Genomic DNA, 26,350 nt, shown 5'->3' on the forward strand with positions numbered 1-26,350 from the left:
AACCATCAATCATTTATCGGACAATGTTATTCGTGTTAGCGGTAAATAAAGGTGTATTGTTCTCAAGCTCGAAATTAACGCTACTTGTACATCTTTACCCCATTAAATTGTTTGCAATATTATTTTATATAATCTAAATATGGAGTTGCTTATCATGTACAAAACAATTGTAATCGGTACTGGACCAGCTGGTTTAACCGCAGCGATCTACCTGGCAAGGGCGAATCTGGAGCCTCTTGTTATCGAAGGTACCCAACCCGGCGGACAACTGACCACGACAACAGAAGTTGAAAACTTCCCCGGCTTTCCAGAAGGGATTTTGGGAACGGATCTGATGGATAATATGCGAAAACAAGCGTAGCGATTCGGAGCCAAGTTTAAATCCGGGCGGGTGAGCCGAGTCGATCTACAGAGCCGTCCGTTTCGTTTGTTCTTGGAAAGCGGTGAGACGCTTATCTCCGAGAGCGTCATCCTCTCGACAGGGGCTACCGCGAATTTACTTCACATACCGTACGAGCATAATTATATCGGAAGAGGCGTGAGCACTTGTGCTACATGCGACGGCTTTTTCTTTCGAGGCAAAAAGGTAATCGTTGTAGGCGGAGGCGATTCCGCGATGGAAGAAGCGCATTTCTTGACGAGGTTCGCCAAAGAAGTCCGTGTCGTGCACAGAAGAAACCAACTGAAAGCTTCTCAAATCATGCAGGACCGGGCACGACACAATGAAAAAATCGAATGGAGTTTAGATCGGACACCTCTCGAGGTTATCCCGGGCGAGAAGGGAGTGTCTGGACTTAAGGTGCGCGATAATCAAACCGGCGACGAAGAAATCTTCGAAGTGGATGGAATTTTCGTAGCGATTGGCCATCATCCGAATACCGAGTTTCTTGACGGACAACTTCTGACCGATAGACAAGGATATTTGATTGTAAAGCCCAGAACATCGGAAACCAGTATTCCAGGCGTATTCGCTTGCGGTGACGTACAGGATCCTCATTACCGGCAAGCGATTACTTCGGCCGGCAGCGGTGCAATTGCTGCGATGGATTGCGAACGATTTTTGGAAGAAACATCCGATAAGTTAATTAGGAATTAGGCGAGTATTATGTATTGATACTCTATGGAATAATTAAATGTGTAATATGAAATCACTTTATAAGGAGCGACTAATAATGGAAAGACTGCAATCGGCAGAACGTTTTCGCGATTTGGTTAATCGGGATCAATATACGATAGTTAAGTTCGACGCAACCTGGTGTCCCGATTGCAAAAACATGGACCGGTTTATTGGTGATATAGTAGCGGAAAATAGAGATAAGGATTTCTATGCAATCGATGTGGAACAATTCCAGACGGTTGCGGAAGAAAACGAGGTTATGGGAATTCCAAGTTTACTCATTTATAAAAACGGAGTGAAATTGGGACATTTGCACAGTAAGTATGCAAAGACACCTGTTCAAGTGAGGGGATATCTGGAATCTGTATTCGTGTAATAAAGCTGTCATAATTGAGTATGAGCAGTTCGTAACACAGATACAACGGACGAATCAATATTCTGCGAAAATATCCATATTCGACTCCCATTATCACCTAAAAGCTTATGGCCAGATTCTCTTGGCCTAAGCTTTATTTTTTGTGACGATAAGGGAAGCTATGGCTATGTGTAATAAGAAGAATGCTTCATGAATTCATGTTTTATTTTTTAGGAAGTCGTACCAGAAAGCAGATATTGGGTTCCGCATTCTGGTATTAAAGTCATTGAAGATTCACCTTAGAGCCTGAGCGACTTTGGAATAGTTGAAGCGCCGTTCTAATAAACAGCTGCACAGCGATCGAAGAATCCTTTAATGAGGATACGGCAAGATTAATTTCACGATGACACTTCGGGCACAACTTACGTAAGATACGTTAGTAGGAAGATTTATTGTAGCCAGTTCAGACATGATTCCAATACCTAATCCTTCCTGGACCATATTTAATGTTGTCATGTAATTATTGAGTACATATTTTATTTGAGGTTGTTTTCCGGATTGCTCAAACCAATCCATTATGGGAGGTTTACAGCCGGCATTGCAAATAATCAAGGGTTGATCCATGAGATCGACCGCCTTAATAACGGACTTCGCGGCAAGAGGATCATTCTCCTTAAATACCGTGTATATTTCTTCACGGTACAAAGGGAATGTTATGAGTTCATCGTGATGGCCGGAAGGAACGATAAGTCCAACATCAACCTCCCTGGATTCAAGCCGTTCCTTTATTTCAGTAATGGTTCCCTCATGAAGTGTGAATTCAATTTTCGGATACTTCTCAGCTATACTGCTTATAATTTTGGGAATGAAGTAGGAGGAGGCTAAAGGAAAAGCGCCGATCCTCACAATGCCCGTATCAAGTCCTTTTTCGCGAGTAATCTCTTGATCAATTCTCTCAAAGTAGGTCCAAATCTCTTTGAAAATTCCCAAAATACGTTCCCCGATATCCGTGAAATAAACGCCATAACGACGATCGCGGGCAATAAGCTTTACCCCCAAATCAGCTTCAAGTGCTGCCACCTCACGGCTGACCGCAGGCTGCGTCATATAGAGTTCTTTTCCTGCTTTTGTGAAGTTTCTCGTATCGGAAATCTTAACAATTAATTGCATTAGGTCTCTATTCATATCAAAGTTGGTATGCTCCTAAGGATATTTGACAGTAAGTTTTGAATAGCCGCGATTTTGTTGGCCAATTGTAATCTGGGTTACAGATAATAAAAGAATTGGGTGGTAAATTAAAATAGGAATGAACGAAATTTGTATTAGAGGAGATGCTCGAAAATGAGTTAATTAGCCTTATCTGGAAAAATAGTACCCGGTCACTGGTGGATCTAAGCAGTGACGTGAATGCAATTAAAAGTGCCGTAACAGACACGATCACCGCTTTCGGAGGCATTGATATTCTCATTAACAATGCCGCTACCTCTTCGATTTAAACCTTATGATCAATTCACTATTGAGGAATTTGACTACAATGTCTCCATAAATTGCGTGCAGTCTTTACCGCCGTCCAGGCGGCTGTTTCTCACATGGTAGAAGGCGGTGGATAATTAATATAGGACGAATGTTTGATGAACATGCAGGTGAGTTGTGGAAGTGAGGGAAAGTCTAGACAACGACGCACACAATTGCAACTATTTAATTTGTATACAATATAGTTGCAGACAAAGTAAATTTTGCTTCATATTTATTTGTAAACAATTTAAATGCTCCGCGATATGGATGAAAACAGAAGAGGAGGCCTTTCTATGCATTATAAAACGATTATTATTGGTACAGGTCCTGGTCTAACGGCGGCGATCTATCTGGCAAGAGCGAATGTTGCTCCACTTGTTATTGAAGGAATTCAACCCGGCGGCCAATTGACGACAACAACCGAGGTCGATAACTTCCCGGGGTTCCCGGACGGGATTTTGGGTCCCGAACTGATGGATAACATGCGCAAGCAAGCGCTGCGCTTCGGCGCTACGATTCAGCCGGGACGGGTGACGAAAGTGGACATGTCCAAGCGGCCGTTCACGCTGTTCTTGGAGGACGGCGGTCAATTGACGGCTGATTCGTTGATTATTTCGACAGGCGCATCGGCCAAGAAGCTGGGCATCCCCGGCGAAACCGAGAATATCGGCAGAGGTGTCAGCACCTGTGCGACCTGCGACGGCTTCTTCTTCCGCAACAAGAGAATCATCGTGATTGGCGGCGGAGATACCGCGATGGAGGAGGCACAATTCCTGACCCGGTTCGCGTCCGAAGTTCGCGTCGTGCATCGCCGCAATGAACTGAAGGCTTCCAAGATCATGCAGGATCACGCGCGCGGTAACGAGAAGATCGCTTGGAGCCTGAACCGGACACCGCTCGAAGTAACGGCGGGGCCGATGGGCGTAAGCGGACTGAAAGTTCGTAACAACGAAACAGGCGAAGAGGAGCTGCTGGAAGCCGACGGGATTTTCCTGGCGATCGGCCACACGCCGAATACGGGCTTCTTGGGCGGGCAGCTGCCAACCGATGAGCTCGGTTACCTGCAAGTCATTCCGGGCACATCCCAAACCGCTATACCTGACGTTTTCGCCTGCGGCGACGTGCAGGACCGCATTTACCGCCAAGCCATTACGTCGGCAGGCACCGGCTGTATGGCCGCGCTGGATGCGGAACGGTTCTTGTCCGAGCAGCACGCTTAATATTTTCGCATAACGAATCAACCAATCATTCCTAAGGGAGGCATATGCCATGTCAGTTCAACCGATAACAGATGCTACTTTCCAAAATGAGACCGCAGCGGGCACTGTGCTCGTCGATTTCTGGGCGCCTTGGTGCGGACCTTGTAAAATAATCGCTCCGGTACTGGACGAACTGTCCGCCGAGATCGGCGATAAAGCCAAAATCGTAAAAATCAACGTGGACGATAATCCGGAATCCGCGGCCAAATACAACGTCATGAGTATCCCCACCCTGTTAATATTCAAAGACGGGCAAGTCGTGAACCAACTCGTCGGGGTGCAACCGAAAGATCGATTGAAGGCGGCTATCGAGCAGGCCTGAGTCTGAACAAGATGTTCTAGGCAGATGGGGAGCGCGTCCAGCCTATATTCAGGCCGTGATGGATCGGTTTAAAAAGAACAATCCAGATAAACAGAAAGCCGATTATAAGGAGAAATCGAACCAAATATATCGGGAGATCGGCGAGCTCTATCATGCTAGCAACGAATATCAGGAAGTTATTGTTCATGAATTAAGAGATTTGTTTACTACCTTTCCTTCGTGAATTTTCAATCTATCTGGAAGCAGGGATGACCGGACAGCAGTCATTTCACAATTATTGATTGTTGTCCGTATCAAACCTGAAGAGCATCATCGGCAACTTATGATTTAGTAAATTCAGTTAGAGGGAACGACGGATGCTGGGAAACTGGCACGTCCGGTGTGGAGCAGGGGAAAAGCTGGAGATGACATCAAATGCTTACCTATTGCAAACCGAGTTCAATCATGACATGACGGCAGCCGACTCACGATTGGATGCCGTAGTCTGTTGAATCACCAACTTACAATTGAGGTGCGTTAGATATTGAAGGATTCAAAATTGATTTACAGGCAAATATCGATAAAAGATCAGATTTAGACATCAATATGGTGTCATTTTTCTTATCAAGATCAAGCCTGCTGCCCAATTTCTTCACACTACACAATGATTGGCGGGGAATGAGCGTGTCAATGAACATGCCGACTGTGCCGGTTCAACTCGATGCAAGTCTGGGCTGGGTGAATGCCGTGCAAGAGATGCTGGTTCAGGTATCGCCGGGTATCAGCATCGCGGCATCTACCTGAACAGACTTACGAGACGTTTTGATAACTCCATCCTTCACAAGCCCACTCATGACTCCACTGACGGCTTCCCGAGTTACACCAAGCATGTTGGCTATCTCTTGGTGCGTAAGAGGGAGATCGATTAAAGCATAACCATCTACGATGATACCAAATTTTGAACTAAGCATCGTCAACAGATGAATCACCCGTTCGCGGAGACCGTTAAATGCAATTTGTTCTAACTGTTCTTCTCTTTCCTTCAACCGTTCACTGACCGCTTTTAGAAATTTCAACGCCAGCCTCGGTCTGCTTATCATAAGTCGGTCGAATTGCGCTTCGGATATTGAGCAAACCAGTGTTGGTTCTATGGCTTCAATGTAAACATCTTTAGTACCAAACGAGAAGGAATTGATTTCCCCAAACATGTTCCCATGAGTCAATATACCTAGAGTGAACTGTTTCCCACTGTCATTTAATTTGTATACTTTAAGCTTGCCTTCTTTGACGAAAGAAAGACTTTCGAGAATAGTATCAGGTGTTTGAACCAATGTGTCTTTCGGTACCCAATGGAAATGGCGAATGGTATTTAGTAAATCAATTTCCTTCATTTCTTCACTGGTCATTTCTTCAAAAATGCTGATTTGAGATAAATACCATAATTTATTCATTTGGCATTCCTCCATGTAACAATCCTCCATTTCAGGAAATAGGTATCTCAATCTTATAGAAGTCTTTGTCCATTCATCATGCTCTAAACTCATGATGCCAATGCATCCTAGGATTCTCAATTATAGAGACGTCACGATTTCCAAAACTTCTGACGGCTCCATTCTCTTTCTGTGATTAATATCTGAAACGCAGGCATTGATTCGGCTGTTCTGATCGATGACATAAGTCGCAGGGACAGGTAGTTCAAACGAATCATCTCCATTTATATTCGGTAACATGCTTAAAATGCCTTGCATGAAATCGGGGAGTGTATATTTCAAGTTATACATTTCAGCCACTTTATTTTGGCGATCACTTACCACAATATAACTCAGTCCTTGCTTTTCTTTTAGCGATAAAGAATTATCTGGCGTCTGAGGACTGATAGTTATAAGTTGGGCACCCGCTGACTTAATATCAGTCATGATGCGTTCATAGGCTTTTAATTGCAAATTACAAAATGGACACCATTCTCCTCTGTGGAAAATGAAAATGATAGGACCTTTAATCAATTCCTCTGATAACGTGATCCATTTTCCAGTCGCGTTTTCCAATGTGAAATCCGGTGACACATTACAGATGTTTAGTCCCTTGCCTGCACCTTTGTTTCGAAAGTCTTCTAAGAATTTTCCAAAAACGGCAGATGCATACGAATTGTTTGAGTTTATGGCCTGAACTTCCAATTCCAATCCTTCTTCAATGTTGGTTTCACACCTCTTTTTAGTCTTTCATCGTAACAATGTAGCAATTATAAAATAATGGTTCTGTAATATAGTTTACAGATGTCAATTGGTTATGTAGTTATGATCAATACGTACCGATGCATGCTGCCTGATTCTTGCAGATTAACATGCCGGCCGAATCGGTGTCAGTAATCTACTTTACATAGTTCTGCCGTTTTACACAATTTCAAAAATAAAAATGGAGAATTGTAAACTATATTACATAACTCCGATTTTTTTGAGAATTATAATCAAGCGTCAAAGCCCGGAGGAAATTTAGCGAAAGCTAAAAAAGCTGTAACGTTTTTTGCATCATTCATTTGTGAGTAGAATAATCGATTATGATAAGAACAAGTCTGAAGAAGCGAAGCTTTATATTGGATGATCACATGTATAATTATCTTGCCGTACGATAAGAACTGACATGTCTGATCGAGCTGCTTCCGCGATTTTCGCCGCAGTTGAACCCAAGTTGCTACAGCTTCGGGTGCTTGCTCCGGAACGATCCCTAGGGGTTCTTATGCCCACGAGACACTTGAAGCGTATACTGCAGAATTTGATTGAGAACGCCGTAAAAAAATGTCCGAATATTTTATCGTTTGGAGGAAGCAAAAGATTATTGGTATCGTACATGCAAACGTTGCAGACCAGAGTGTGTGTCCGCAGCTGAATCCGTTCCTACCCGCACCTACGCTTCGCTTCATTCATGTTGGTACGCCCGCATCACGCTAGAGGAGGACTTTGATCCGCAGTTGCTCTGTGAAGCCGTCGAGGCGTTAAGATCTACATGGCAACGGGGGTTCTATATTAAAGTAAGTTAAGAAGGAGAGAATATATCATGACAATGACCAAGGAAGAAATTTTGGAAGTTCATCGTTTTCGGCATGCAACCAAAGAATTCGATCCTAGCAAAACTATCTCCGACGACGACTTTGAATTTATTTTGGAAACGGGTCGGCTCTCGCCCAGCTCGTTTAGCACTGAGCCGTGGAGATTTGTTGTTGTTCAAAACGAACAGCTTCGGAACAAAATAAAAAACTCTTCGTATGGAGCGGCCAGCAAACTGCCGGAGGCCAGTCATTTCGTCATTATTCTGGCCCGGACCCCACTGGATATAAGATATGACTCCGCCTACTTGAAAGAGCAGCAGGTCAGAGACGTTCCGAAGGAATACCTAACAAGGCGGCTTGAAATACTTGAAGAGTTCCAGAGACATGATTTCAAGCTCCTGGATCATGAACGCTTTCTTACCGATTGGGCCGTCAAGCAGACGTATATACCGCTTGCGAACATGATGACGGCTGCGGCGCAAATCGGCATTGACTCATGTCCGATCGAAGGCTTTGACATTGAGAAAATGAACCAGCTGTTAGACGAGGAAGGGCTGCTGGAAGACGGACACTTTACCATCTCGGTCATGATTGCCTTCGGTTATCGCAAAAAAGAGCCGGGACCGAAAACACGTAGACCGTTTGATGATGTTGTGAAGTGGGTCAAATAAATATAATATGGTGGCATGTGTAGCGGCGTAGGGGAGATGAATCCTTGCTCCGCTTTTTTTCATGCACAACGTTAGAAATAATCGAAGCGAACGCTTGATTAAGTCGACTGTGATTGGAAGAAAGTTTAGCAACACGCCGCGCGGAGCCAAGGCAAGAGCGATCATTTACAGCATCGTGGAAACGGTGGAGGCAAATGGTCTCTTCATGATAAAAACGAGTTAACAATCACTTCAATATTCATCACATTTTTTGAACCTCTGTTAAGGCGTTTCTGACATAATAAACGCGACTCGTCATCGAAGCGTTTTCAATGAGTGAATATTTGACAGTAAGTTTTGAATACCCGCGATTTTGTTGGCCAATTGTAATCTGGGTTACAGATAATAAAAGAATTGGGTGGTAAATTAAAATAGGAATGAATGAAATTTGTATTAAAGGAAATGCTCGAAAATGAGTTATTTAGCCTTATCTGTAAAAACAGCACCGGTCACTGGAGGATCTCAGCAGTGATTGTGAATGCAATTAAAAGTGCCGTTTCCCAAAAATAATGAAGAAGGTGCGTGAAGAAATGGAAGCACGATTGAACTTAACACACAAAATCGGTCAAGGGATTTCTCCTCAACAGTTCATGGATGACATGCAGATTCGGGCGATAGAAAACAGTAATATCCCGAATACCAAAGAGCAGTTTATCTCCGTTTACGAGAATTTCACATGGACGCAAGAAGACCAGAAAGCATTCTTTACCGCTTTAAACAATCGCTCCGACCTGCACTGTTTGATTCTATGCACGGATTGGTGCCCGGACGTCATCTGGAACGTCCCCATACTGTTTCGAGTTATGGAGCAGAGCCGCATTTCGACTGAAGTGTTGCTCATGGAAGAGCATATGGAAACCATGGATCTCTTTCTCACGGATGGCGGGCGAGCGCAACCGATAGCGGTTTTCTTGAATGGGTCCGGAGATGTTCTAGGCAGATGGGGAGCGCGTCCAACCTATATTCAGGCCGTAATGGATCGGTTTAAAAAGAACAATCCAGATAAACAGGAAGCCGGTTATAAGGAGAAATTGAACCAAACATATCGGGAGATCGGCGAGCTCTATCATGCTAGCAACGAATATCAGGAAGTTATGCTTCATGAATTAAGAGATTTGTTTACTATTTTTCCTTCGTGAATTTTCAATCTATCTGGAAGCAGGGATGACCGGACAGCAGTCATTTCACAATTATTGATTGTTATCCGTATCAAACCTGAAGAGCATCATCGGCATAGTACCATACAATTGATGTTTCGGGGGCCCGATTGATGAGATTAAATGCCGGATGGGAAGAGCCGTCATAGCACCGTTATGTTTTTGGGATCATTCTAGTGTTAATGCAAACATTAGGTTTAAACAGGAGTAGATCGCCGAGACTGATATGCTCCTCTTAAGGTAAACAGGTGAAATATAAAAACCTGCTACTGAAAGGGGAGCTTTATTTTGCCTAGACGACAATACTCAGCATTGGAGAAACTTGCTATCCTGGAAGAAATTGAATTGAGCTGCTGCTTGAGAAGGCCCGTGTCTTCGGTGGGGTCGGTTTTAAATGCTGTAGGCCTCTGACTCGAAGTTTTTCTGTGAAGTGATTCGCTTGGTTTATCGTTCTAAGAAGGAATCACAAACTGATACTGAACTTAATGATCAGGAAAAGGCTATTGCCACAAATGCATATCGGCTACTTGATGATTGGAAAACTCCACTGGGAATGAAGAAAGATGGAAGTTTCTCGGAAGAAGATTTCAGTAGTTGGTTAGAGCTAACTAAATCGTTATGTAATGAATCTGGCCATTTTGAAGTGGCACTTACACATATAGGTGGGGTACTGGTTTATTCTCCGCCTGACCTTGATGGTTTATGGATCAATGAAGTTGTTGCAGACGCCTTATATACTAAAGATGCAGATAAAATGCGAAGAGGATTCACCCTTAAATTATTAAATTCTCGAGGGGGCCATTGGGTAGATCCGACTGGACAGCCAGTAAGAGACCTTGCAGTAAAATATAGACTTCAAGCTGAAGATGTAGAGAATGCTGGTTACCAGCGCTTCGCGGCTTCTATAAGGGGATTATCGGATTCTTATTACCGTGATGCTGAAAGAATCATTGCAGAACATCACAAGTAGACATGGAGTTATAAGTAGTTTCTATACAATGTCATTTACGAAGGAGATAAGCCGGTTTGAAAAATAATTTAATTGAATACTGTCTAAACAAAAAAGGAACGAGTAAGGATTATCCCTCGGGACCCGATCCAATCGCTATAAAAATTGCAGGTAAAATATTCGCTCTTTTTTTTGAGAAAAAAGGGTACTTAGTCCTAAAATGCGACCCGGTGATTGCGGAAAACTTGAGAGAGCAGCATGAGGACGTTCGACCGGGGTATCATATGAACAAACAGCACTGGAATACGATTATTCTCGAGGGTTCTTTGCCAGAGTCGTTTATCTTTGAAATGATTGACCACTCTTACGATTTGGTTGTTAAAAGCCTTCCTAAGAGCATCCGGGAGTCTATTTAATTTTACAATTGTTGGATATCTTTCTTACAAATCTGTTTCCTCATTTTTATATAACGAAGGCTGCGCTCCCGTATCTCAAGGCAGGAAGGGGCAGATCCACGTAAACCGCGGATTTCTTCATTTTCACGATAAAAGTTTATGTTCAGCAGCGGTCGACTGGTCGGCCGGGCCAAATCCATCACTACCGCATAGGGCTCGAGTTGCCGGAAAATCCGGATGTTGCGATTTGTTGATTTTGTGAAGCCACTAACAGAAAATCGAGGTAATTGCAAAAATGAGGGACTGAAATTTCATCTGCCCCTATCTTTTATCTCATTCGCTTTTCCTTGTATTCCTCTTCGGTGATTTCGCCCCTTGAGTAACGTTCTTTCAGAATCATCAATGGGCGATCTTCAACCCTGCTTTTTCTCATCAGCAAGCGAACGACCGGGCCTCGTGGATCATCGTCAGCAGCGAGACCCTTGTTGTTATTCGTAGCATCGTTATTCACTTGCATAATCCGGACGACGACGTACGTGTATTCGATGTCTACCAAGAAGCGTTCCAGACGGTCGACGGCGATGTCGTGCGGGCATGGGAGAAATTGAGAAAAGAGCGCCTGGACTTCTCCGAGCTGAGTCCCGTGGAACGGCAGAAAGTTAATGCCCTTAACGACATTACCGAAATGGTGATGCGCGCCAATAAATACGTATTCGTCTCCCCCATGTGGAATTAAAAATGACTGTTCATATTCGAGTGATTTTCATGTCGTGAAATTCCACTCATTATATGGTTGTAGGGACTTTCTTGTCGCTAATGAGGGTATTTTCTTGTCGTTAGACTTTTTTTTACGTGATGAAGTCATATCTTGACAACTTTTCAACTCCAACCTATAATTTAAACAAACGTTTAATTTAAACGATCGTTTAAGGAAGAGGAGTGATTAAAATGAAACACGCACTAGGTGCATTTCTAAAACAAGCAACGACAAAGGTCGGGATTATCACAGCCATTACGTTTCAGTTGTTGTTTAGCTTGATTTGGATGACGGGTTACGCGGGAGTATCCGATAACACGAGCCAATTGAAGATCGCGATCGTTAATGAGGATCAAGGTTTGGGGAGCAAAATTGTTCAGAACCTGCAAGGAAACCTGCCGTTTCAAACAGAGCTAGTGGCTTCTAATGAACAAGCACAGAATCTGTTAAATGATCGTCAGGTCCAGATGGTTATGCACATCTCGGCTGATTTTTCCAAACAGCTTCAAACCCCAGGACAGACGGTCCCCATTACATATACAATTAATGAGTCTAATCCTTCGATGACGAAGTCTGTGATGCAGGCTGTAGCCGGGAACGTCACAGCGTCTGTGAACAAAGAGGCCGTAGCGGCTGGGGCATCAGCCGTTCTTACACAGATGAATCCTAAATTGCCAGCCGAGCAAGCAGGGCAAATCGCACAAGGACTTGCAACTAAGGTGACCTCTGACATTCAAAGCACGAATAAAGTAAAGGATATGCCGAATCAAATGCTTCCTATGATGCTGGTGCTTGCTTCGATTGTGGGTACCATGATCATGGGAATGAATTTTAATGTATCAACGAATATTCTAGGTGCATCTGTAACTAAAATGGGCAAAATGACTGCACGAATCGTTGTGACTGTCATAGCTGTTGTTATTGTAGGGCTGATCAGTGCAACGATGGTCGTTTCCTTAGGCGGGCATGTGGAGAAAGGCTTTGTCTCTCTTTGGGCGTTCGAAACCTTATTCTTACTCACCTTTGCGCTCGTCGCACAAATGTTTTTGACATTGTTTGGGAACGCAGGTATGCTATTTAACATCGCGATGTTGTCCTTACAATTGGTGTCTTCTGGCGCTATTGTGCCGAGAGAGCTTTTGTCGCATTTTTACCATACAATTAGTAATGCTTTCCCAGCTACCTATGCCGTGAATGGGTTAATGAATATCTTGTTTGGCGGGCCAGGTGTAGCGAAGGAAGTCGGATTCTTGTTTCTTATTGCTGCAGCTGCACTAGTTATCGATATCTTGGTTGTATCTGCGAAAAAGGCAAAGGCTGTGCCTGCCATGGAACAACGTCCACAAACCGCTTAGCCCAATAACGAGGAGGGCATTGATTGAATGGCTGAACCCGAATTAGATATGAAAATGAAGATTCTTTTGGCAGCAAAGAAGCTGTTTGCGAAGAATGGTTATGATGCGACAAGTGTTCGTCAAATATGTGAGGAGGCCGGGGCCAATGTGGCTCTGGTTTCCTATTATTTTGGCGGAAAAGAGAGCGTTTTCTATGAGATATTTAATCAGTTTTTCCCTAAAAATAAGTTAATTGATTTTTTTGCCGTTGAGGATCCCATTATAGGTATCCGGACGATTATTCAGGGCGTAATAGAGATCAGAAGTACTGATCCTCAAATGATTACTATTATGCAAATGGAGATTATTACGATCACCCCACGTGTGGAAAAAATGAGAGAGCTCGTGTATCCTTTATGGAAAAAGGTAAGGGATTTACTAGAGAAAGGCAGGCAGGACGGGATTTTTCATTTTGAATCCTTGGATAGTACGCTCATGTTTGTACTGGGCTCCATATTTTTTTATAAGCAGAGGGAGTTTTTTGAGCTTATGTTTACGGAGGAGCGACCGGATGCGCAGACGTTAATTGCGCAAACAACAGCCTATGTGATGAACGCATTAGGATATCAAAGTAAAGGGGATTGATGGAACAATGGGGAAAACGTGTATCGTATGTTTGGGTGAGCTTTTGATTGATTTCATACCGGAGGTAAACGGACAAGCGCTGGCAGACGTTACGGGCTTCCAGCGGGCGGCGGGCGGAGCGCCGGCCAATGTTGCTGCGGCGGTCGCCAAGCTAGGCGGCGACGCAAGGTTTATTGGCAAAATCGGCCGCGATCCATTCGGCGATTTTTTGGTGCGCACGCTTAACGAAGTCGGCGTGCATACGGCCGTTGTGCAGACCGATGAGGCGAAGACCGGTCTGGCGTTTGTTTCACTGCGCGCGGATGGTGAGCGCGATTTCTTGTTTTTCCGCGACCCGGCGGCGGACATGCTGCTGCGCGCAGACGAAGTCCAGGCGCAGTGGCTGGAGGATGCCGCGGTTTATCATTTCGGCTCGGTATCACTGATCGCCGAGCCTTGCCGCACCGCGACGCTGGACGCAGCGCGCCGAGCGAGAGATTTTGGCGCATTGGTGTCGTACGACCCCAATGTGCGCTTGGCGCTGTGGCCGAGCGCTGACGCAGCTCGGGCAGAAATCCTTGCGCAGCTGCCGCTTGCGGATGTGGTCAAAGTCAGCGAGGAGGAAATCGAATTCCTCCTCGGCGTTGACGCGACCACTGGTGCGCAGCAGCTGCTGCAGCGCGGACCTAAAGTGATTATCATCACTTTAGGCCCAGAGGGCTGCCGTGTCGTGACCGCACGGCAGGATGTCGTCATCCCCGGCACGCCTGTGGCAGCCGTGGACACGACTGGCGCCGGCGACAGTTTTGTCGGCGGCATGCTTTATCAGCTGGTGGCGCTTGGCGCTACGCCAGCTAACATCGTTGACGCGCTCGCTGATGCAGGAGCCGCTGAGCAGGTATTCGCCTTCGCCAACCGCGTAGGCGCAATTACTACGACGCGCAGGGGAGCGATTCCTGCGCTCCCTACGCTTGCGGAAGTACAAGGCTAACTTGTGAGAAGCAAAGCCTATGCCCACTATCCCCACAGCTCAGAAATGGATGTGGGAAAAATTTCATCCAATTAACCGAATGTTAACGGGATGAAATATTTTCCTGACGTATGTTCAATTTTGAGTGAAAGGGATAGTGGTGTGAGATTGAGCAGCAAGAATTATCAATGCTGGTGATCAATTCATGGAAGCCAAGCCTGTGCCCACTATCCCAACAGCTCAGAAACGGATGTAGGAAAAATTTCATCCAATTAACCGAAAGTTAACGGGATGAAATATTTTCCTGACGTATGTGCATTTCTGAGTGAAAGGGATAGTGGTTCACTAGAGAGGCCAAGGCACAAACATTTTGATGCAGGCCGTAGCCCCCAGTAAATTAGATTTTAGAAGAACGCAAATTTCGGATGTAGTCCGGGGGTTGCGTTCTTTTTGTTTAGATGGAGTGAGAAATATCCACATTCAACGTCAAGTTGATCACAAGCGGCTCATAAAGTACTTGGCCATCAGAATAAACGAATAAACAAGCATCCTACCTTCTAAAGTCCTTCCGGAAATAGACGATAGGGTGTTTTTGATGTGGAATGACCCTTGTCCGATAACGTTTATCGAGAAAGTTTGTCATATGACATTATGGCACTAGCCGATTTTACATCACAAGAACTAGCATAAGAGTTGTAAGTGATTTCTAATATCTCCATTGGTCCAATTCCAAACCGAACAAGAAAGGAAGGAAGCTTATGGGATCAGGTTAAAGCTGAACTAACCGATGTGCGTAATTGGAAAGCGATAGCTGGAAAATAAAGTGATAACAACATATGATTTAGAATTACAGCTAGTCTAGCATTAAAGGAATATGCATATCAAATGAGAGTGGGGGAAGATTATGACAGCGTCACTTAGGAAAACATCCTTACAGTCCCTTTGGATGATGTGGGAGCACGTGTTTGACTTCTTAAACAGATTTCGAAGCGAGTCTGTGTTGGAATATGGCATATGTAAATTGGTGGTCAGGCAGCATCGCGGGAACAGTATTACCTGTCAAGACGGGCGTCGGATACTCGCCGGAGATTGGGTGGGCGAACTTCATTTGGATAATCGGCAGGTGCTGAGGCTTACACGTACGGTCGGTGCAGATCGAGCCGGGTTGAGTACTGCACGCTTGTTTCGAATTGCAATGAAGCAAATAAGTCAGGAGCTGGATAGCAATCCGGAACTGGTGAAAGTCCAAGCCTTAACCGGGATCACGTTGCTTCACCGGGGGATCATTCACGGAATAGGCTTTGAACACCATTCCATCGAGTCCAAATGGCAGCAACGATTTTATGCGATGTATCTTCGCTTTCTTCTTCGTATGCTGCATCCGGAAGGGAAACAGCGAGTCGGGCACAGCATCGAGAAGTTATCTCCCATAATGATAGTGGTAAGCAAACAGTCTCTGAAGGAACGTTTTACGGTACGGAAAAAGGATTCGAAACCATCATCTCTTGATGGCAGCCAGGATCTGCAGGGTCAAAGGAAGAAAGAGGCGGTCTCATGATACAAAAGCTAATTAATTTATCCATAGATATGATGATTCTCTATATGATAGTTCCCTTTATACTTACCCGAATATGTAGGTGGGGCGTTCACTCCAAAGGAAAAGTGGCGAGGGGAATTGCCTTTACTTTCGATGATGGTCCTGACCCTTGCTATACGCCTAAATTACTGGACTTGTTAAAAGAGCGTGAGGTAAAGGCCACCTTCTTCGTACTGGGCAGCAAGGCCGAAAAATACCCGGAAGCTGATTCAGCGAATGTACCGGGAGGGGCACCAAATCGGCATTCATAATTATACGCACACTTCCAACTGGATTTTGTCCCCATGGACGACTAAACGGGAGCAAGCAGATCGCACAGCTGATATTGTCGAGCGAACCACAGGAGAGCGGCCGACCTTTTACCGCCCGCCCTGGGGGCTTCTCAATCTAGGCGATCTCCTTTTAATGAGAAAGTCTTATCGGATCGCACTGTGGTCGGTTATTGTAGGAGATTGGAAATTATCGGTCAGCGCTGAAAAAATGAAGCGTGCCTTGTTGAAAAGGATTAAGCCTGGTTCCATCGTCGTTCTACACGATAGCGGCGATACACTTGGAGCAGATGAAGAAGCACCGCGGCACATGATAGCAGTTCTGAAAGAAGTTTTGGAAGAAATTCAAATGAAGGGTTTGAAATGTCTGCGAACGGATGAGCTGCTGGGTAAAGAAGCGAGGGGGATTGGAGACATTGTATCGAGAGCCAAGTCTCCTGGCCAGGTCCAATTGTAGGCTCACGAAGTGAATGAGAAGGTAAGGAAAGAAAGCCTGGATTTATGAGAGAAATCCGGCTTCCAATGCCTTCTGTATAGCTTCTTCCCGGTTGCGAACCCCCAATTTCATATAGGCCGTTGAGGCATAATTTCTCACTGTACCGTCAGATAAGTATAATTTCGAAGCGATGGTTTTATAACGTAGACCCTTAGATACAAGCTGTAAAATTTCGATTTCCCGTGGAGTTAGGTCGTAATTCTCGGTTGTTTTCGGTTTAAATAATAGAATTTCATTCTTGTCCATTTCGAGCTTCTCAAACAATTTATGGGACATCTCCTGATCAATCAGTGTGCCACCACGATAGATAAGTCGAATGTTCTCAGCAAGCTCACGCGGTTCAATCGATTTCAATAAGTAACCATCCGCTCCGCTTCGCAGAACATCCAGGGCCTGTTCCGTATCTTGAAATGTGGTCAGAATCAGAATACGGATGTGAGGCCAAGATTGCTTTATTTTTTTTGATGCTGAAATCCCATCCATGTTGGGCAAATCCAAATCCATAAGCACTAACTGAGGCTGAAACTGTTCGCATAGCTCAATGGCTTGTTCGCCATCCTCGGCCAATCCCACCACTTGCAAATCCTTGTGTACCTCCAGAATGGTCCGGAGGCTTTCTCTGATGAAGGGTTGGTCATCGACGATCAGTAAGCGAATGACCTCATCCGATAATTCCACTTGCCTTGGCAATGTGCAGGTAACGAGCGTTCCTTCACCATGCTTTGTATAAACAGAGACTTGCCCATGTAGATTCATGGCTCGCTCTTTCATCGCGTTCAAGCCGAAGCCATCCTGCCATTTCTCCATCCCTGTACCGTTGTCCTGTACTTCGAGTCTAGTGTGCCGCTGCTCAAATTGCAGTGAAACGGTAATTTCCGTAGACTGCCCATGACGTACAGCGTTAGTTAACGATTCCTGCAAGCAACGAAAGAAGGCCATTTTGGCTTGCTTGGGTAACGGGTACTCCTCACCAAAAGTTCGGAAGCGAACGCTCACTTTGGCATGTGCCTGAAATTCTTCTCGTAATTGTTGTAACGACTGGAGCAGCGGAAGCGTCTCCTGTGGTGACTCTAATTGATGCAAGTATCCTCTGACTTCCTCTATGCCCTTGCGAGCTAAATTCAACAGAGAATTGAGTTTCTGTTCCCCGGCTTCCATAGAAAGTTCCGGACGCAATGTTTCTAATCCCATGATAATAGAGGTATAGGAATGTCCAACCGTATCATGAAGATCCTTGGATAGCCGATTGCGTTCTTCAGCTAGCGTGATGCGTTCGATTTGGGACAAATACTGTTCTAAAACGGTATTCTGTTCACGGATGACCTGACTTTGCCGATGATTGACCACCAGTAAATGAAAGGTAAACCCAATGGCATAAGCGAGTCCGAAGTGGCTCATCATGATCCAATAATTGTTTTGATGAGAAAGCAAATTTATGAAAAGAGGTATGAGAAAGATCGTGACGGGCCCTGACCATCGATAGGATTGGTGAGCGCTGTTCACTGCAATCAGGAAAGCATATGTCAGAAATGCGAGATAAGCTTCCGGGAACAAAGAAGTTAAATACAAGATTAGTCCGCCCGAAAAAATGATCTCTGTAAGTAGATAATACTTATAGTTGAGCAACAAACAAAGCCAAGGAACGGAAAAAGCAATAATCTGCCAAAAAATCAAAGCCCACAGCGGCAGCGGTATGTCAGCATGCAAATGTACGGTGGTAATCATGAGAGAACTACTACCAATAAGTCGGAATATGAGCATAATCCAGTCATACCAGAACCACTGTTTTACGGTTTCAAACAAGTCCATCATCCCCTACTAAACCTTCAGATTCTTGCTGTTCCTAACCAGTATAGAACAAATTTTTATCAAACGACACTTTTCTCAGTAGATAAGAAAGTATAAGTTTTATACTTTTGCTTCGCATCTACCTTGACAAACGCGCTCGTCCCAGAAGGACGACGGAGTCGTTTATCCTTGGCTAGTCGTGGGATTGGTTTAACCTTTTGATCATTAGACGTGTGTAACCGCCGATTAATCGTACCAACCCATTTGCTAACCAAGCGCTCACAAAAGTAAGAAGAATCCCAATAGCCGAAACAAGAAGAGATTTCGTGAATGTACCTATCGTTATACCCATGATGTGTATGTCCAAAAAAAGAAGGAGCAACGGAGCTAGGATAAACAAAAGAGGCGTTACATAGAGGATGGCTACACTTAGGAGACAAAGAAGTCCAATCAAAAATTTCAACATCAACCAACAGATAGCGATCCAGTTACGGGGATCTTGAAGCTCCTTTTTGGCTTGCCCCCAGAAAGACACCTCTAGTCTTATTTTCCGTTCGTAAGGCGGAGTGCTGATATCGGTATAGATCTTCGTTTGTATCCGTTCGTATTGCACGAAGGTCGGCGTGGTTCGCAGTACTTGTGTGAGTAGTGGAATACCTACCACTGTAAAAGAAAGACCTAAACCTAGGGTAAGGGTAATTAGATAAAAACAAAAGTAAAATAATCCTGTCGCAAATGTGAACAGTAAGAAGTAGCCATTTTGGATGAAGCCTATGATCTTCTTTTTCATGAATGAATCATCGTCCCTTCCATGTAATAGCCGTATCCTACTGTTTCACGTGTCAATTAATCTAGTGCCAAAATGTCATATGACATTAGGTAGAAATCTTAGTTTTTTAAAAATATGTTGAAAAATGGAAGATCGTATGCTATGTTTTATTTGCGAAGAACGCAGATTTCGGATGAATGTCCGGGGTTTGCGTTCTTTTTTTGTTTTGGCGAGAAAAAGGGGGTGAGGTTTTGAATCGCAGGAGGAGCCTGCTTATTAGTTTGGTTGCTGCGGTTATGGCGGGGTTGCTTGTGTATGGGGTGTATATCATGCAGGTGAATCAGGTCGAGCTGCAGCAGACTGTTCAGGTTGCGGTTCCGAAGGATTTTATTCGGGCCGGTGTCTTGATTCGTGAGGATATGGTGGAATTTAGAGCAGTTCAGAAGGGAAGTTACACAGAAGGCATGATGACGAAACTGACGGAGGTGGTTGGGCTTGAGACGTTGATACCGCTTGGTAAGCAGGAGCCTATTTTGAAATGGAAAGTAAATCGTTATCATCTGCTCCCTAATGAGCAGCAGGCTACTTTTCAAATTCCCAAGGAATATTTGCTGTCGGTTTCAAATGGTATTCGTGCCGGGGATCGAGTGCGAATTTATGTTTCTGGAGCTGATAGTAGCTCGCGCAGGCTTTTTGATGAGAAGGAAATTACGGTTGCTTCTGTGAAATCATCGGCGAATGTGGAGGTGGATAATCCGAAGAACTCTAATCTGCTATCCAAAGTGGAAGGCGATAAGGAAAAGATGTATGCTTCCCGATTGGAAGCGAACGGGGCTATCGATCAGATCAACCTTAATTTAGCGGAGAGTGAGTGGCTTCAGATTGATCAATTATGCAGCTCGAAGAAAGCGAGGTTAGTCATCGCGTTCAGTTCCTCTTCAATTTTGGCAGGAGAATGAAAGGAGGTATGAAATTTGCATATAGGACTGCTATCAACGGATCAACGATTAATCGATGAGATTACGAATGTCGTTTATTCGAAGCCGTTAAGCTGGATGATCTGCTCGGCTCCGGATGATTTACGTCGTAAATTAACGGAGATGCCTTACTCGCATACGATCATTTCGGATCGGGAGATGGATTTTGGGGATTTTGAAGAGTTTCTAGAGGAATTACAGCAGCAGTATTCAGGTTTAAAAATTATAGTTCTGCTCTCGAACTATCACGATGCTTCCATAAATGAAAAATATTTAAAAATGTGCAAGCTGATGAAGCTTGATTATGTCCAGCCAGGGCGCAGCACCGCTGTTATTGCTGACGATATTCGGGCTTGGGTTGATGGTTCTGGGGTAGATCATACGAATCAACAATCGTCAGGAAAGTTAATTACTTTTATCGGATCTACACCTAACATAGGTACGACCTTAGCTTCTTTTGGTGTAGCACACGCGCTAGCCTTAGAGACATCAATGAATGTCGGATATATGTGCCTTAATCTAAAAAGCTCTAAGCTTCATCGTTATTTAGGTCGAGATGAGCATGTTTTTACGTTGGATGGTCTGAGAGCGGAGCTGAAGGCGCAAAGTCTTACACCGGAAAGGCTGCAGCAGGTTTGCGATAAGCCGAAAGAGGCACATGGGCTGCATATCTTATATGGGAATATGCTTCGAGAGCAGGCGGAGTTTTTTACGCCATCCGAGATTATTCATTTGTTGCGTGTGGCACGAGCCACTTTTGATGTATGTATCATCGAAGTGAGCGCTTATTGGGACAATGCTGCTACGGTTTGTGGACTCTTGGAAGCAGATAGCAAAATTGTCGTAACGACAGCGGATATCGCGCATTTTCAAGAGGATTTTTCGAGGTGGATCAGGCAGGTTGGCGCTGTTTTTGGTCTTCAACCGGATGGCTTTGAGTTAATGGCTGTTCAAACGGATCGTCATGCCAAGCATAGTGAGTTCACGATTAAAGATATTCGCAAGGAAACACAGCTGCATCTGATTGGTCAAGTATCTCGGCATGCTGATGCGCTTTCGCGTTGTAATCAAGGCAAATTGTTGGACATGTTCGTACCAACCCACGCCATGCATGAGGAGGTTAGGGCAGTTTCTCGAAAATTCATTGACTACTATAAGCTGCCAAGGAAGGTGAGTTTACGACAAGTAACATGGCTGCAGAAGATCATAACAGGCAGACGAGCTGCAACTTAAATCAAGCAGGGAAGAGGTGAAGGGAGTGAGCGAGGAAAGGTTTTCAATCATTACTTACATGCATGAACGCAAAAGCGAGGGTGCAGTGGTTGATTTGGCTTTAGGTACGGAGCTGGAAAAGAAAAGAAGATCAGATAATAACTCGGTGAGATTTGGCTTTGGGGAAGATCAGGGAAGGCGGTCACAGGGCTCTTTAGGAGAAGAAGATGGCGAGGGAAGTCTGAGAGCAAGTATGGTTAGCGGTGCTGTCGGTGGAGAGAGAACTGAACCGCAGATGCAGGGGGATGCTCTTTTTAACCAATGGGTGCAGGATATTCGAAGTGAGCTTGTTACGATGAAGGGCAGGACGGAGGCCGAAAAGCAGCTGTATAACGAGACGTTGAATCGTGCGATTCTTGGTTATGAGGAGGATCGAGGCAAGCTTCTTGCGATAATTCATGATCTGGTTTCGAAAAGAAGGCTTTCGGATGTCCCTCCGAGGACGATTGGTTATACGACTTTGCCGGAAGCCATTTTTGCAGAGATTATTGGGCTTAACGTTCTTGAACTAGTACTCAAACACAAGGAAGGACTTGAAGAAATTCAGGTTGTGGGGAGACAGATTTTTGAAGTGCGTGGCGGGATGGCAATGCCGTCTGCCTATACGTTGCCTTCTGTGCGTGAATTAGAGAGGATTCAGCAGAATTTAGTTCTTTTTAACAATGACACTTTGAATCCCAGGAAGCGATGGGCAGAGGTTGTTCTGCGGGATGGATCCCGCGTTACGATGACTGGGTTCGGGTTCACGGCTGAACCGACCTTAACGATTCGTTTTTACACGATTAAACGGTTTGATTTGGCATCCCTTGCCGCTGCAGAACTAGCCACGATGGATAAAAGGATGGAGAAGCTGATTCTGATCTTGATCCGATCTTATTTCAATATGGTGGTTATTGGCCCAACTAACTCGGGGAAAACGAATTTAATCAAGGCGATAATTGCCGAAATGGACGATAATGAACGAATTATTACGATCGAATCGAGATTCGAGTTGAATTTAAAGCGCGATTTTCCGCATAAAAATATCGTCGAATACGAAATTGACGAGGAGGATCCTCGGCATTCTGGACTGCAAGCTTTTAAATTGGCATTGAGGCAATCGCCAAAGCGCATTTGTCACGCTGAAATTCGGGATGATGATGCCAATCTTTATGTGAGGGCTTGTACGCGGGGGCACGAGGGCAGTATTACTTCGGTACATGTGAGTGAGCTTGAGGATGTACCTGATGCGATTACAGATATGTGTATGCTCGATGGCAGGGGGATGAATCCACTTCGTCTAACGAAACGGATTACAGAGTTTGTGACACAAATCGGTATGGAGATGGCTGTCGTTGATGGAAAAAGAAAGATTGTGCGAATCGTCGAATATCGATATGAAAATGAAGAGGTTTGCGTCACGGATCTCGCAGTTTATGACAAGTCGACAGAGGAATGGACATTTCCCGGGAAATTGTCGCATCATGCATCGCGGAAAATAGGCAAGAACGACAAAGAGGGGTTTGCTTTGTTGAGGGAACTCGGTTTTATTGAGAAAGTAGGCGAGTCACAGCAATGATTTTCGCCAAATATGTCTTTCTATTATTGTTATTCGTTCTAGTTTTTGTACTAATACAATCGCTTTTACACGTAGTTATCCGACAACGCAAGGCCAGATATAGGCTGCATTATGTCAAAACCTCCACGTTCGTCGCTAGATTCAGCGAATATTTGGGAAATAGGAGCTCTTTATTTAAGCATATAAAGGAAATGATGGAATCCGTCGAATCTAAAATGAGCATGCGAGGCATTATGACAGTTAGTTTCGTTTTATTTTTAGCAGGATTATTGGCGGGGACGTTGTTTTTTCAGACGTTAAAAGGAGTCGTAATCGTCACATCGATCTGTGTTTCACTTCCTTATATGCTGCTTCGGTTAAAGCTGGTCAGTGTCAGACTGCAAACCCGACTGGAGTTCCTTCCCGCCGTTGAAGTGTTCTATCAGTACTATATGGTCGATCCAAATAAAAATATGAAAATGGCTCTTAAGTATTGTTTAGAGGAGAATCGCATTCTTTATCCGATCAAGCCTGTATTCGAGCAATTATATCGTAATCTCATGACCCAAAGGGATACGGAGGAGAGCTTGCGCATTTTCTCACTCACATTGGGCCATACATGGGCCGATTATTTTGTCGGTGTTATGCGTGTTGCTTTGACGGAAGGGAGCTTTGTCGGAGAAAGCCTAAAAGAGTTGATTGTCGATATGCGGAAAGCGCAGCGATTCGATCAGTTGGAAAGAAATCGACTTTTGGAGATACGTATTGCTAATTTTACGCCGATATTGTTTCTTGCCTTATTCTTATTTATTAATTTCAAGGTAAACACAGAGAACGCTTATTTGTATTATATTGTTGATCCTGGCGGGCGAAACATGATTCTGGATGCGCTTCTGCTCATTTTTGTCTCGTTTTTAATGGGCATCTACTTATCTATGCGAAGAATGTGAGGGAGTTGCTTCCGTGATTATTGAAAGCACACAACTAGCCAATCTGCAGATGGTTTCTAATTTGCTGCTCTTTCTTCTTTTCATGACGATTTTTTATCACTTTTTCATGCATATGCCTGCACGTAAGAAGAGGTGGAGATCACTACATGTCAAAAGAACGCTGCAAGAAACAAAACTTCCTTCATGGATGTTCTCATGCTTAGGTATGAGTACGAAAATCGTGCAGGAAAAGCGTCAACTGCTGCTGGGATGCGGGATTTGGATGAACGCTAACCTATATGAAGGTGTGAGAAGGATAGGAATGGGGTGCTCACTTATGCTTGGTGCTGTTGGGTACTTGGCTCTGGAGTATCCGATGCTAACATTGAATGTGCAGCCGATTTATGTCATGGCGGGGGCGGCCTGCTTACTTATTTTTTTGTTTTTTGACAAAAAGGTACTGGCTCAATTAAAGGAAAAACGAGCCCATCGAATAGTCCGAGAGATTTACATAATTAGTCATCATCTTCTCTATTACAACGATTCTGGGCTGAATTTACATGCCAAGCTGTCTCTATGTGTTTCACAAACGCGCTCCATTCGGCCGCACTTTCAATTGATGTTGAATGAATGGTATCAAGGCTCGGAAGAAGCTATTAATCATTTTAAAATCAGACTAGGGACAGATGAAGCACACAGCTTTGGAGAAACGCTGAATGCTTTGAGGTTGAATGAACATGGCAGCTATTACGAGTTGTTAAAGCAAAGAATTCAGGATTACAAAGAAAAAATGGAACTAGTTCGAGATAGTAAAAAAGAAACCGTGTCTTATCTTTTGTTTGTATTAGCGGGATTGCCGATTTTGAACACATTTCGGGTATTCATGTACCCGTGGATTGCTGAAGGCCAGCGATTATTTAATGCGATTAACTAAAGGGAGAGGGAAGTTATGAGGAATATATTGATCACAGTTATGATGCTAATTGTCGTGGCATTGCTTTTTACATCGATTATTAATGATGGGTCGACAGGGATGAGACGGAATATTTCGAATCACGGAACGCAGGCAAATACGGATATTACGGCATTAAGGCCGTAAGGAGGGAAGATTTGTTGTGAGAACGATCCTCGTTACGGTGATGTTGATTATGGTGGTGATTGTCATATATAACAGTGTGGTTGGTGGCAGCACAGGGACTCGGAGGCAAGTAAGCAACAGCGGAGCAAGAATCAATGGGACGATTGAACGGATTAATCCATGAAGCAGATATTGGTGTTTATCTTATTTGCGACTATGCTTTGTTGGTTTATGTTTGCTCCGGTTTATAAGCATGTCATTATTGTTCGGCAGGCTGTTTTGCAAAAAGAAGTCGATTATTTGCTTGAAATCGGTGCTAATGGCAGGCACGGCTATATCAATAGCACGATGATTCAGGAATCAAAGGATCGGATGGCGGAAAGAGGCTTCATTCCGGGAGATCTCGTTTACAAGGTAAATACGACAACGGGGGTCGGGGGCATGGATCCGGGAATGCCCGTTTGGCGAGGAACGGGATTGAGTTTGAAGATGACGTATCCGTATCATCGACTTTTTGTCATTGATCAGCTTGTCGGAATTACGATTCCTTCCAGCTCGGATCGGATGGGGGCAACAGGCATGAAGATGAGTGAGTATGTGCCTTAAGGGACCCGAGGTGATGTCTTGTACAAACTGCTTTTGATAGTCTTGATGAGCGTCGTTTTTATGTCGCTATATGGGCTGCAAACGGATGAAGAATTAGCGATGCATACGCTTTTTCACGGGAAGCATGCATTGAATAATTCGGTGCATGCGGCGGCTCAGCAAAGTGATCAAGTAAAGCTAGCAAGCGGTATTCACAGTATTGATGAGACGAAGGCTAGAGATGTAGCCATGCAATATTTGCAGGCTAATTTAAGATTAAATGAGGTGAATGATCCGCTGCCGAATACGTTTTTGCGCAGCAGGGTTGTCGTGGACTTATTTAAGATTATTAATGATAATGAAGTTTTTCCTTATACGTATGTGAATGCGGGGAATGGCTACACCGTAACGCTGGATCGTCCTGGTGTGATTATGTTTATTCGCTTGGAGTTTCCGCGGACTTATACGGTTTTGCAGCCGATTACGTGGACGATTAAGTCTTCGGCGGAGATGGTGTTTTGACCATATATGTAAGTATAATGAGAGGGTGAGGTGTGAATTCAGGGT

The 26,350-nt window shown here is 44.3% G+C and carries 29 protein-coding genes and 1 pseudogene; 24 read left to right on the forward strand and 6 right to left on the reverse strand.

Features of this window, described 5'->3' with window-relative positions; translation table 11 throughout:
- Positions 1-154: 154 nt before the first annotated feature.
- Together trxB (ACBP55_RS04995) and ACBP55_RS05000 are read left to right on the forward strand one after the other, a co-directional pair.
- Positions 155-1,096 (forward strand): annotated as a pseudogene (trxB, locus tag ACBP55_RS04995) (thioredoxin-disulfide reductase).
- Between the two features lie 76 nt (positions 1,097-1,172).
- Positions 1,173-1,493 carry a thioredoxin family protein gene (locus ACBP55_RS05000; protein ID WP_464650184.1) on the forward strand — a complete coding sequence of 107 codons (321 nt, stop codon included), beginning with the start codon at positions 1,173-1,175 and terminating at the stop codon, positions 1,491-1,493.
- Positions 1,494-1,844: 351 nt separating this feature from the next.
- Here the strand turns inward: ACBP55_RS05000 and ACBP55_RS05005 are convergent, their stop codons facing one another.
- Positions 1,845-2,657, reverse strand: coding sequence for a LysR family transcriptional regulator (locus ACBP55_RS05005; protein ID WP_464650186.1), 813 nt, complete (start codon positions 2,655-2,657; stop codon positions 1,845-1,847).
- A gap of 623 nt (positions 2,658-3,280) precedes the next feature.
- Between ACBP55_RS05005 and trxB (ACBP55_RS05010) the strand changes: the two genes are divergently transcribed.
- Both trxB (ACBP55_RS05010) and trxA read left to right on the forward strand, forming a co-directional pair.
- Entirely contained in the window at positions 3,281-4,207 is a 927-nt protein-coding gene (trxB, locus tag ACBP55_RS05010) for a thioredoxin-disulfide reductase (protein WP_464650188.1), read from the forward strand.
- A 49-nt stretch (positions 4,208-4,256) separates the two neighbouring features.
- On the forward strand, positions 4,257-4,568 hold the full coding sequence (gene trxA, locus ACBP55_RS05015) for a thioredoxin (RefSeq protein ID WP_464650190.1): 312 nt from the start codon (positions 4,257-4,259) through the stop codon (positions 4,566-4,568).
- A 743-nt stretch (positions 4,569-5,311) separates the two neighbouring features.
- On the opposite strand, the gene ACBP55_RS05020 is transcribed toward trxA, so the two are convergent.
- Positions 5,312-5,998: a Crp/Fnr family transcriptional regulator gene (locus ACBP55_RS05020; protein ID WP_464650192.1), complete on the reverse strand. Its 687-nt coding sequence runs from the start codon at positions 5,996-5,998 to the stop codon at positions 5,312-5,314.
- Positions 5,999-6,118: 120 nt separating this feature from the next.
- A complete protein-coding gene (locus tag ACBP55_RS05025; RefSeq protein ID WP_464650194.1) occupies positions 6,119-6,721 on the reverse strand; it encodes a peroxiredoxin-like family protein in 603 nt (200 codons plus the stop codon).
- Between the two features lie 638 nt (positions 6,722-7,359).
- Between ACBP55_RS05025 and ACBP55_RS05030 the strand changes: the two genes are divergently transcribed.
- The 5 genes from ACBP55_RS05030 (at position 7,360) to ACBP55_RS05050 (ending at position 10,822) form a co-directional block, all read left to right on the forward strand.
- Entirely contained in the window at positions 7,360-7,581 is a 222-nt protein-coding gene (locus ACBP55_RS05030; protein WP_464650196.1) for a hypothetical protein, read from the forward strand.
- Between the two features lie 17 nt (positions 7,582-7,598).
- Positions 7,599-8,261 (forward strand): NAD(P)H-dependent oxidoreductase, encoded by a 663-nt coding sequence (locus tag ACBP55_RS05035; RefSeq protein WP_464650198.1) that lies wholly within the window; start codon positions 7,599-7,601, stop codon positions 8,259-8,261.
- Between the two features lie 569 nt (positions 8,262-8,830).
- Positions 8,831-9,439, forward strand: coding sequence for a thioredoxin family protein (locus ACBP55_RS05040; protein ID WP_464650200.1), 609 nt, complete (start codon positions 8,831-8,833; stop codon positions 9,437-9,439).
- Positions 9,440-9,896: 457 nt separating this feature from the next.
- Positions 9,897-10,427 (forward strand): hypothetical protein, encoded by a 531-nt coding sequence (locus tag ACBP55_RS05045; RefSeq protein ID WP_464650202.1) that lies wholly within the window; start codon positions 9,897-9,899, stop codon positions 10,425-10,427.
- Between the two features lie 56 nt (positions 10,428-10,483).
- A complete protein-coding gene (locus ACBP55_RS05050) occupies positions 10,484-10,822 on the forward strand; it encodes an MmcQ/YjbR family DNA-binding protein (RefSeq protein ID WP_171647097.1) in 339 nt (112 codons plus the stop codon).
- A 307-nt stretch (positions 10,823-11,129) separates the two neighbouring features.
- Here ACBP55_RS05050 and ACBP55_RS05055 read toward each other — a convergent pair whose 3' ends face one another.
- The gene (locus tag ACBP55_RS05055) at positions 11,130-11,357 is read right to left on the reverse strand and encodes an SHOCT domain-containing protein (RefSeq protein WP_464650204.1); all 228 of its coding nucleotides are present in this window, start codon (positions 11,355-11,357) and stop codon (positions 11,130-11,132) included.
- Between the two features lie 392 nt (positions 11,358-11,749).
- Between ACBP55_RS05055 and ACBP55_RS05060 the strand changes: the two genes are divergently transcribed.
- The 6 genes from ACBP55_RS05060 to ACBP55_RS05085 all read left to right on the forward strand — a co-directional run bounded on the left by ACBP55_RS05060 (position 11,750) and on the right by ACBP55_RS05085 (position 16,809).
- Complete coding sequence (locus ACBP55_RS05060) at positions 11,750-12,913, forward strand: YhgE/Pip domain-containing protein (protein WP_464650206.1); 1,164 nt, start codon at positions 11,750-11,752, stop codon at positions 12,911-12,913.
- Between the two features lie 27 nt (positions 12,914-12,940).
- Positions 12,941-13,537 carry a TetR/AcrR family transcriptional regulator gene (locus ACBP55_RS05065; protein WP_464650208.1) on the forward strand — a complete coding sequence of 199 codons (597 nt, stop codon included), beginning with the start codon at positions 12,941-12,943 and terminating at the stop codon, positions 13,535-13,537.
- Positions 13,538-13,544: 7 nt separating this feature from the next.
- Positions 13,545-14,507, forward strand: a complete 963-nt coding sequence (locus ACBP55_RS05070) for a PfkB family carbohydrate kinase (RefSeq protein ID WP_464650209.1) — start codon at positions 13,545-13,547, stop codon at positions 14,505-14,507.
- Positions 14,508-15,390: 883 nt separating this feature from the next.
- Complete coding sequence (locus ACBP55_RS05075) at positions 15,391-16,044, forward strand: YkoP family protein (protein WP_464650210.1); 654 nt, start codon at positions 15,391-15,393, stop codon at positions 16,042-16,044.
- Positions 16,041-16,334 (forward strand): polysaccharide deacetylase family protein, encoded by a 294-nt coding sequence (locus ACBP55_RS05080; RefSeq protein ID WP_464650211.1) that lies wholly within the window; start codon positions 16,041-16,043, stop codon positions 16,332-16,334. Before ACBP55_RS05075 ends, ACBP55_RS05080 begins: the two co-directional genes overlap by 4 nt.
- Positions 16,300-16,809, forward strand: coding sequence for a polysaccharide deacetylase family protein (locus ACBP55_RS05085; protein WP_464650213.1), 510 nt, complete (start codon positions 16,300-16,302; stop codon positions 16,807-16,809). Before ACBP55_RS05080 ends, ACBP55_RS05085 begins: the two co-directional genes overlap by 35 nt.
- Positions 16,810-16,851: 42 nt before the next feature.
- Here ACBP55_RS05085 and ACBP55_RS05090 read toward each other — a convergent pair whose 3' ends face one another.
- Positions 16,852-18,651: a response regulator gene (locus ACBP55_RS05090; RefSeq protein WP_464650215.1), complete on the reverse strand. Its 1,800-nt coding sequence runs from the start codon at positions 18,649-18,651 to the stop codon at positions 16,852-16,854.
- A gap of 178 nt (positions 18,652-18,829) precedes the next feature.
- Entirely contained in the window at positions 18,830-19,426 is a 597-nt protein-coding gene (locus ACBP55_RS05095) for a sensor domain-containing protein (RefSeq protein ID WP_464650217.1), read from the reverse strand.
- 230 nt (positions 19,427-19,656) lie between these two features.
- Between ACBP55_RS05095 and ACBP55_RS05100 the strand changes: the two genes are divergently transcribed.
- The 9 genes from ACBP55_RS05100 to ACBP55_RS05140 all read left to right on the forward strand — a co-directional run bounded on the left by ACBP55_RS05100 (position 19,657) and on the right by ACBP55_RS05140 (position 26,305).
- Positions 19,657-20,364: a CpaB family protein gene (locus ACBP55_RS05100; RefSeq protein ID WP_464650218.1), complete on the forward strand. Its 708-nt coding sequence runs from the start codon at positions 19,657-19,659 to the stop codon at positions 20,362-20,364.
- A 15-nt stretch (positions 20,365-20,379) separates the two neighbouring features.
- Entirely contained in the window at positions 20,380-21,615 is a 1,236-nt protein-coding gene (locus ACBP55_RS05105) for a hypothetical protein (protein ID WP_464650220.1), read from the forward strand.
- Between the two features lie 25 nt (positions 21,616-21,640).
- Positions 21,641-23,212, forward strand: coding sequence for an ATPase, T2SS/T4P/T4SS family (locus ACBP55_RS05110; protein WP_464650222.1), 1,572 nt, complete (start codon positions 21,641-21,643; stop codon positions 23,210-23,212).
- 233 nt (positions 23,213-23,445) lie between these two features.
- Entirely contained in the window at positions 23,446-24,141 is a 696-nt protein-coding gene (locus ACBP55_RS05115) for a hypothetical protein (RefSeq protein WP_464650224.1), read from the forward strand.
- A gap of 13 nt (positions 24,142-24,154) precedes the next feature.
- Complete coding sequence (locus ACBP55_RS05120) at positions 24,155-25,054, forward strand: hypothetical protein (protein ID WP_464650226.1); 900 nt, start codon at positions 24,155-24,157, stop codon at positions 25,052-25,054.
- 15 nt (positions 25,055-25,069) lie between these two features.
- Positions 25,070-25,219, forward strand: a complete 150-nt coding sequence (locus ACBP55_RS05125; protein ID WP_164826783.1) for a hypothetical protein — start codon at positions 25,070-25,072, stop codon at positions 25,217-25,219.
- A 16-nt stretch (positions 25,220-25,235) separates the two neighbouring features.
- A complete protein-coding gene (locus ACBP55_RS05130; RefSeq protein ID WP_464650228.1) occupies positions 25,236-25,382 on the forward strand; it encodes a hypothetical protein in 147 nt (48 codons plus the stop codon).
- Positions 25,379-25,804, forward strand: a complete 426-nt coding sequence (locus tag ACBP55_RS05135; protein WP_464650230.1) for a hypothetical protein — start codon at positions 25,379-25,381, stop codon at positions 25,802-25,804. The genes ACBP55_RS05130 and ACBP55_RS05135 overlap by 4 nt, the downstream gene beginning before the upstream one ends.
- Positions 25,805-25,822: 18 nt before the next feature.
- Positions 25,823-26,305 carry a hypothetical protein gene (locus tag ACBP55_RS05140; RefSeq protein ID WP_464650232.1) on the forward strand — a complete coding sequence of 161 codons (483 nt, stop codon included), beginning with the start codon at positions 25,823-25,825 and terminating at the stop codon, positions 26,303-26,305.
- Positions 26,306-26,350 lie beyond the last annotated feature (45 nt).

It is taken from the genome of Paenibacillus sp. WG02, from assembly GCF_055396115.1.

Bases quoted from the DNA above. Each gene is read 5' to 3' on its own strand.
- ACBP55_RS05035 (WP_464650198.1), top strand. From the start codon at position 7,599: ATGACAATGACCAAGGAAGAAATTTTGGAAGTTCATCGTTTTCGGCAT.
- ACBP55_RS05000 (WP_464650184.1), top strand. From the start codon at position 1,173: ATGGAAAGACTGCAATCGGCAGAACGTTTTCGCGATTTGGTTAATCGG.
- ACBP55_RS05075 (WP_464650210.1), top strand. From the start codon at position 15,391: ATGACAGCGTCACTTAGGAAAACATCCTTACAGTCCCTTTGGATGATG.
- ACBP55_RS05040 (WP_464650200.1), top strand. From the start codon at position 8,831: ATGGAAGCACGATTGAACTTAACACACAAAATCGGTCAAGGGATTTCT.
- ACBP55_RS05020 (WP_464650192.1), bottom strand. From the start codon at position 5,998: ATGAATAAATTATGGTATTTATCTCAAATCAGCATTTTTGAAGAAATG.
- ACBP55_RS05070 (WP_464650209.1), top strand. From the start codon at position 13,545: ATGGGGAAAACGTGTATCGTATGTTTGGGTGAGCTTTTGATTGATTTC.
- ACBP55_RS05095 (WP_464650217.1), bottom strand. From the start codon at position 19,426: ATGAAAAAGAAGATCATAGGCTTCATCCAAAATGGCTACTTCTTACTG.
- ACBP55_RS05135 (WP_464650230.1), top strand. From the start codon at position 25,379: ATGAAGCAGATATTGGTGTTTATCTTATTTGCGACTATGCTTTGTTGG.
- trxA (WP_464650190.1), top strand. From the start codon at position 4,257: ATGTCAGTTCAACCGATAACAGATGCTACTTTCCAAAATGAGACCGCA.
- ACBP55_RS05115 (WP_464650224.1), top strand. From the start codon at position 23,446: ATGACAGTTAGTTTCGTTTTATTTTTAGCAGGATTATTGGCGGGGACG.
- ACBP55_RS05085 (WP_464650213.1), top strand. From the start codon at position 16,300: ATGTACCGGGAGGGGCACCAAATCGGCATTCATAATTATACGCACACT.
- ACBP55_RS05125 (WP_164826783.1), top strand. From the start codon at position 25,070: ATGAGGAATATATTGATCACAGTTATGATGCTAATTGTCGTGGCATTG.
- trxB (WP_464650188.1), top strand. From the start codon at position 3,281: ATGCATTATAAAACGATTATTATTGGTACAGGTCCTGGTCTAACGGCG.
- ACBP55_RS05005 (WP_464650186.1), bottom strand. From the start codon at position 2,657: ATGAATAGAGACCTAATGCAATTAATTGTTAAGATTTCCGATACGAGA.
- ACBP55_RS05060 (WP_464650206.1), top strand. From the start codon at position 11,750: ATGAAACACGCACTAGGTGCATTTCTAAAACAAGCAACGACAAAGGTC.
- ACBP55_RS05065 (WP_464650208.1), top strand. From the start codon at position 12,941: ATGGCTGAACCCGAATTAGATATGAAAATGAAGATTCTTTTGGCAGCA.
- ACBP55_RS05080 (WP_464650211.1), top strand. From the start codon at position 16,041: ATGATACAAAAGCTAATTAATTTATCCATAGATATGATGATTCTCTAT.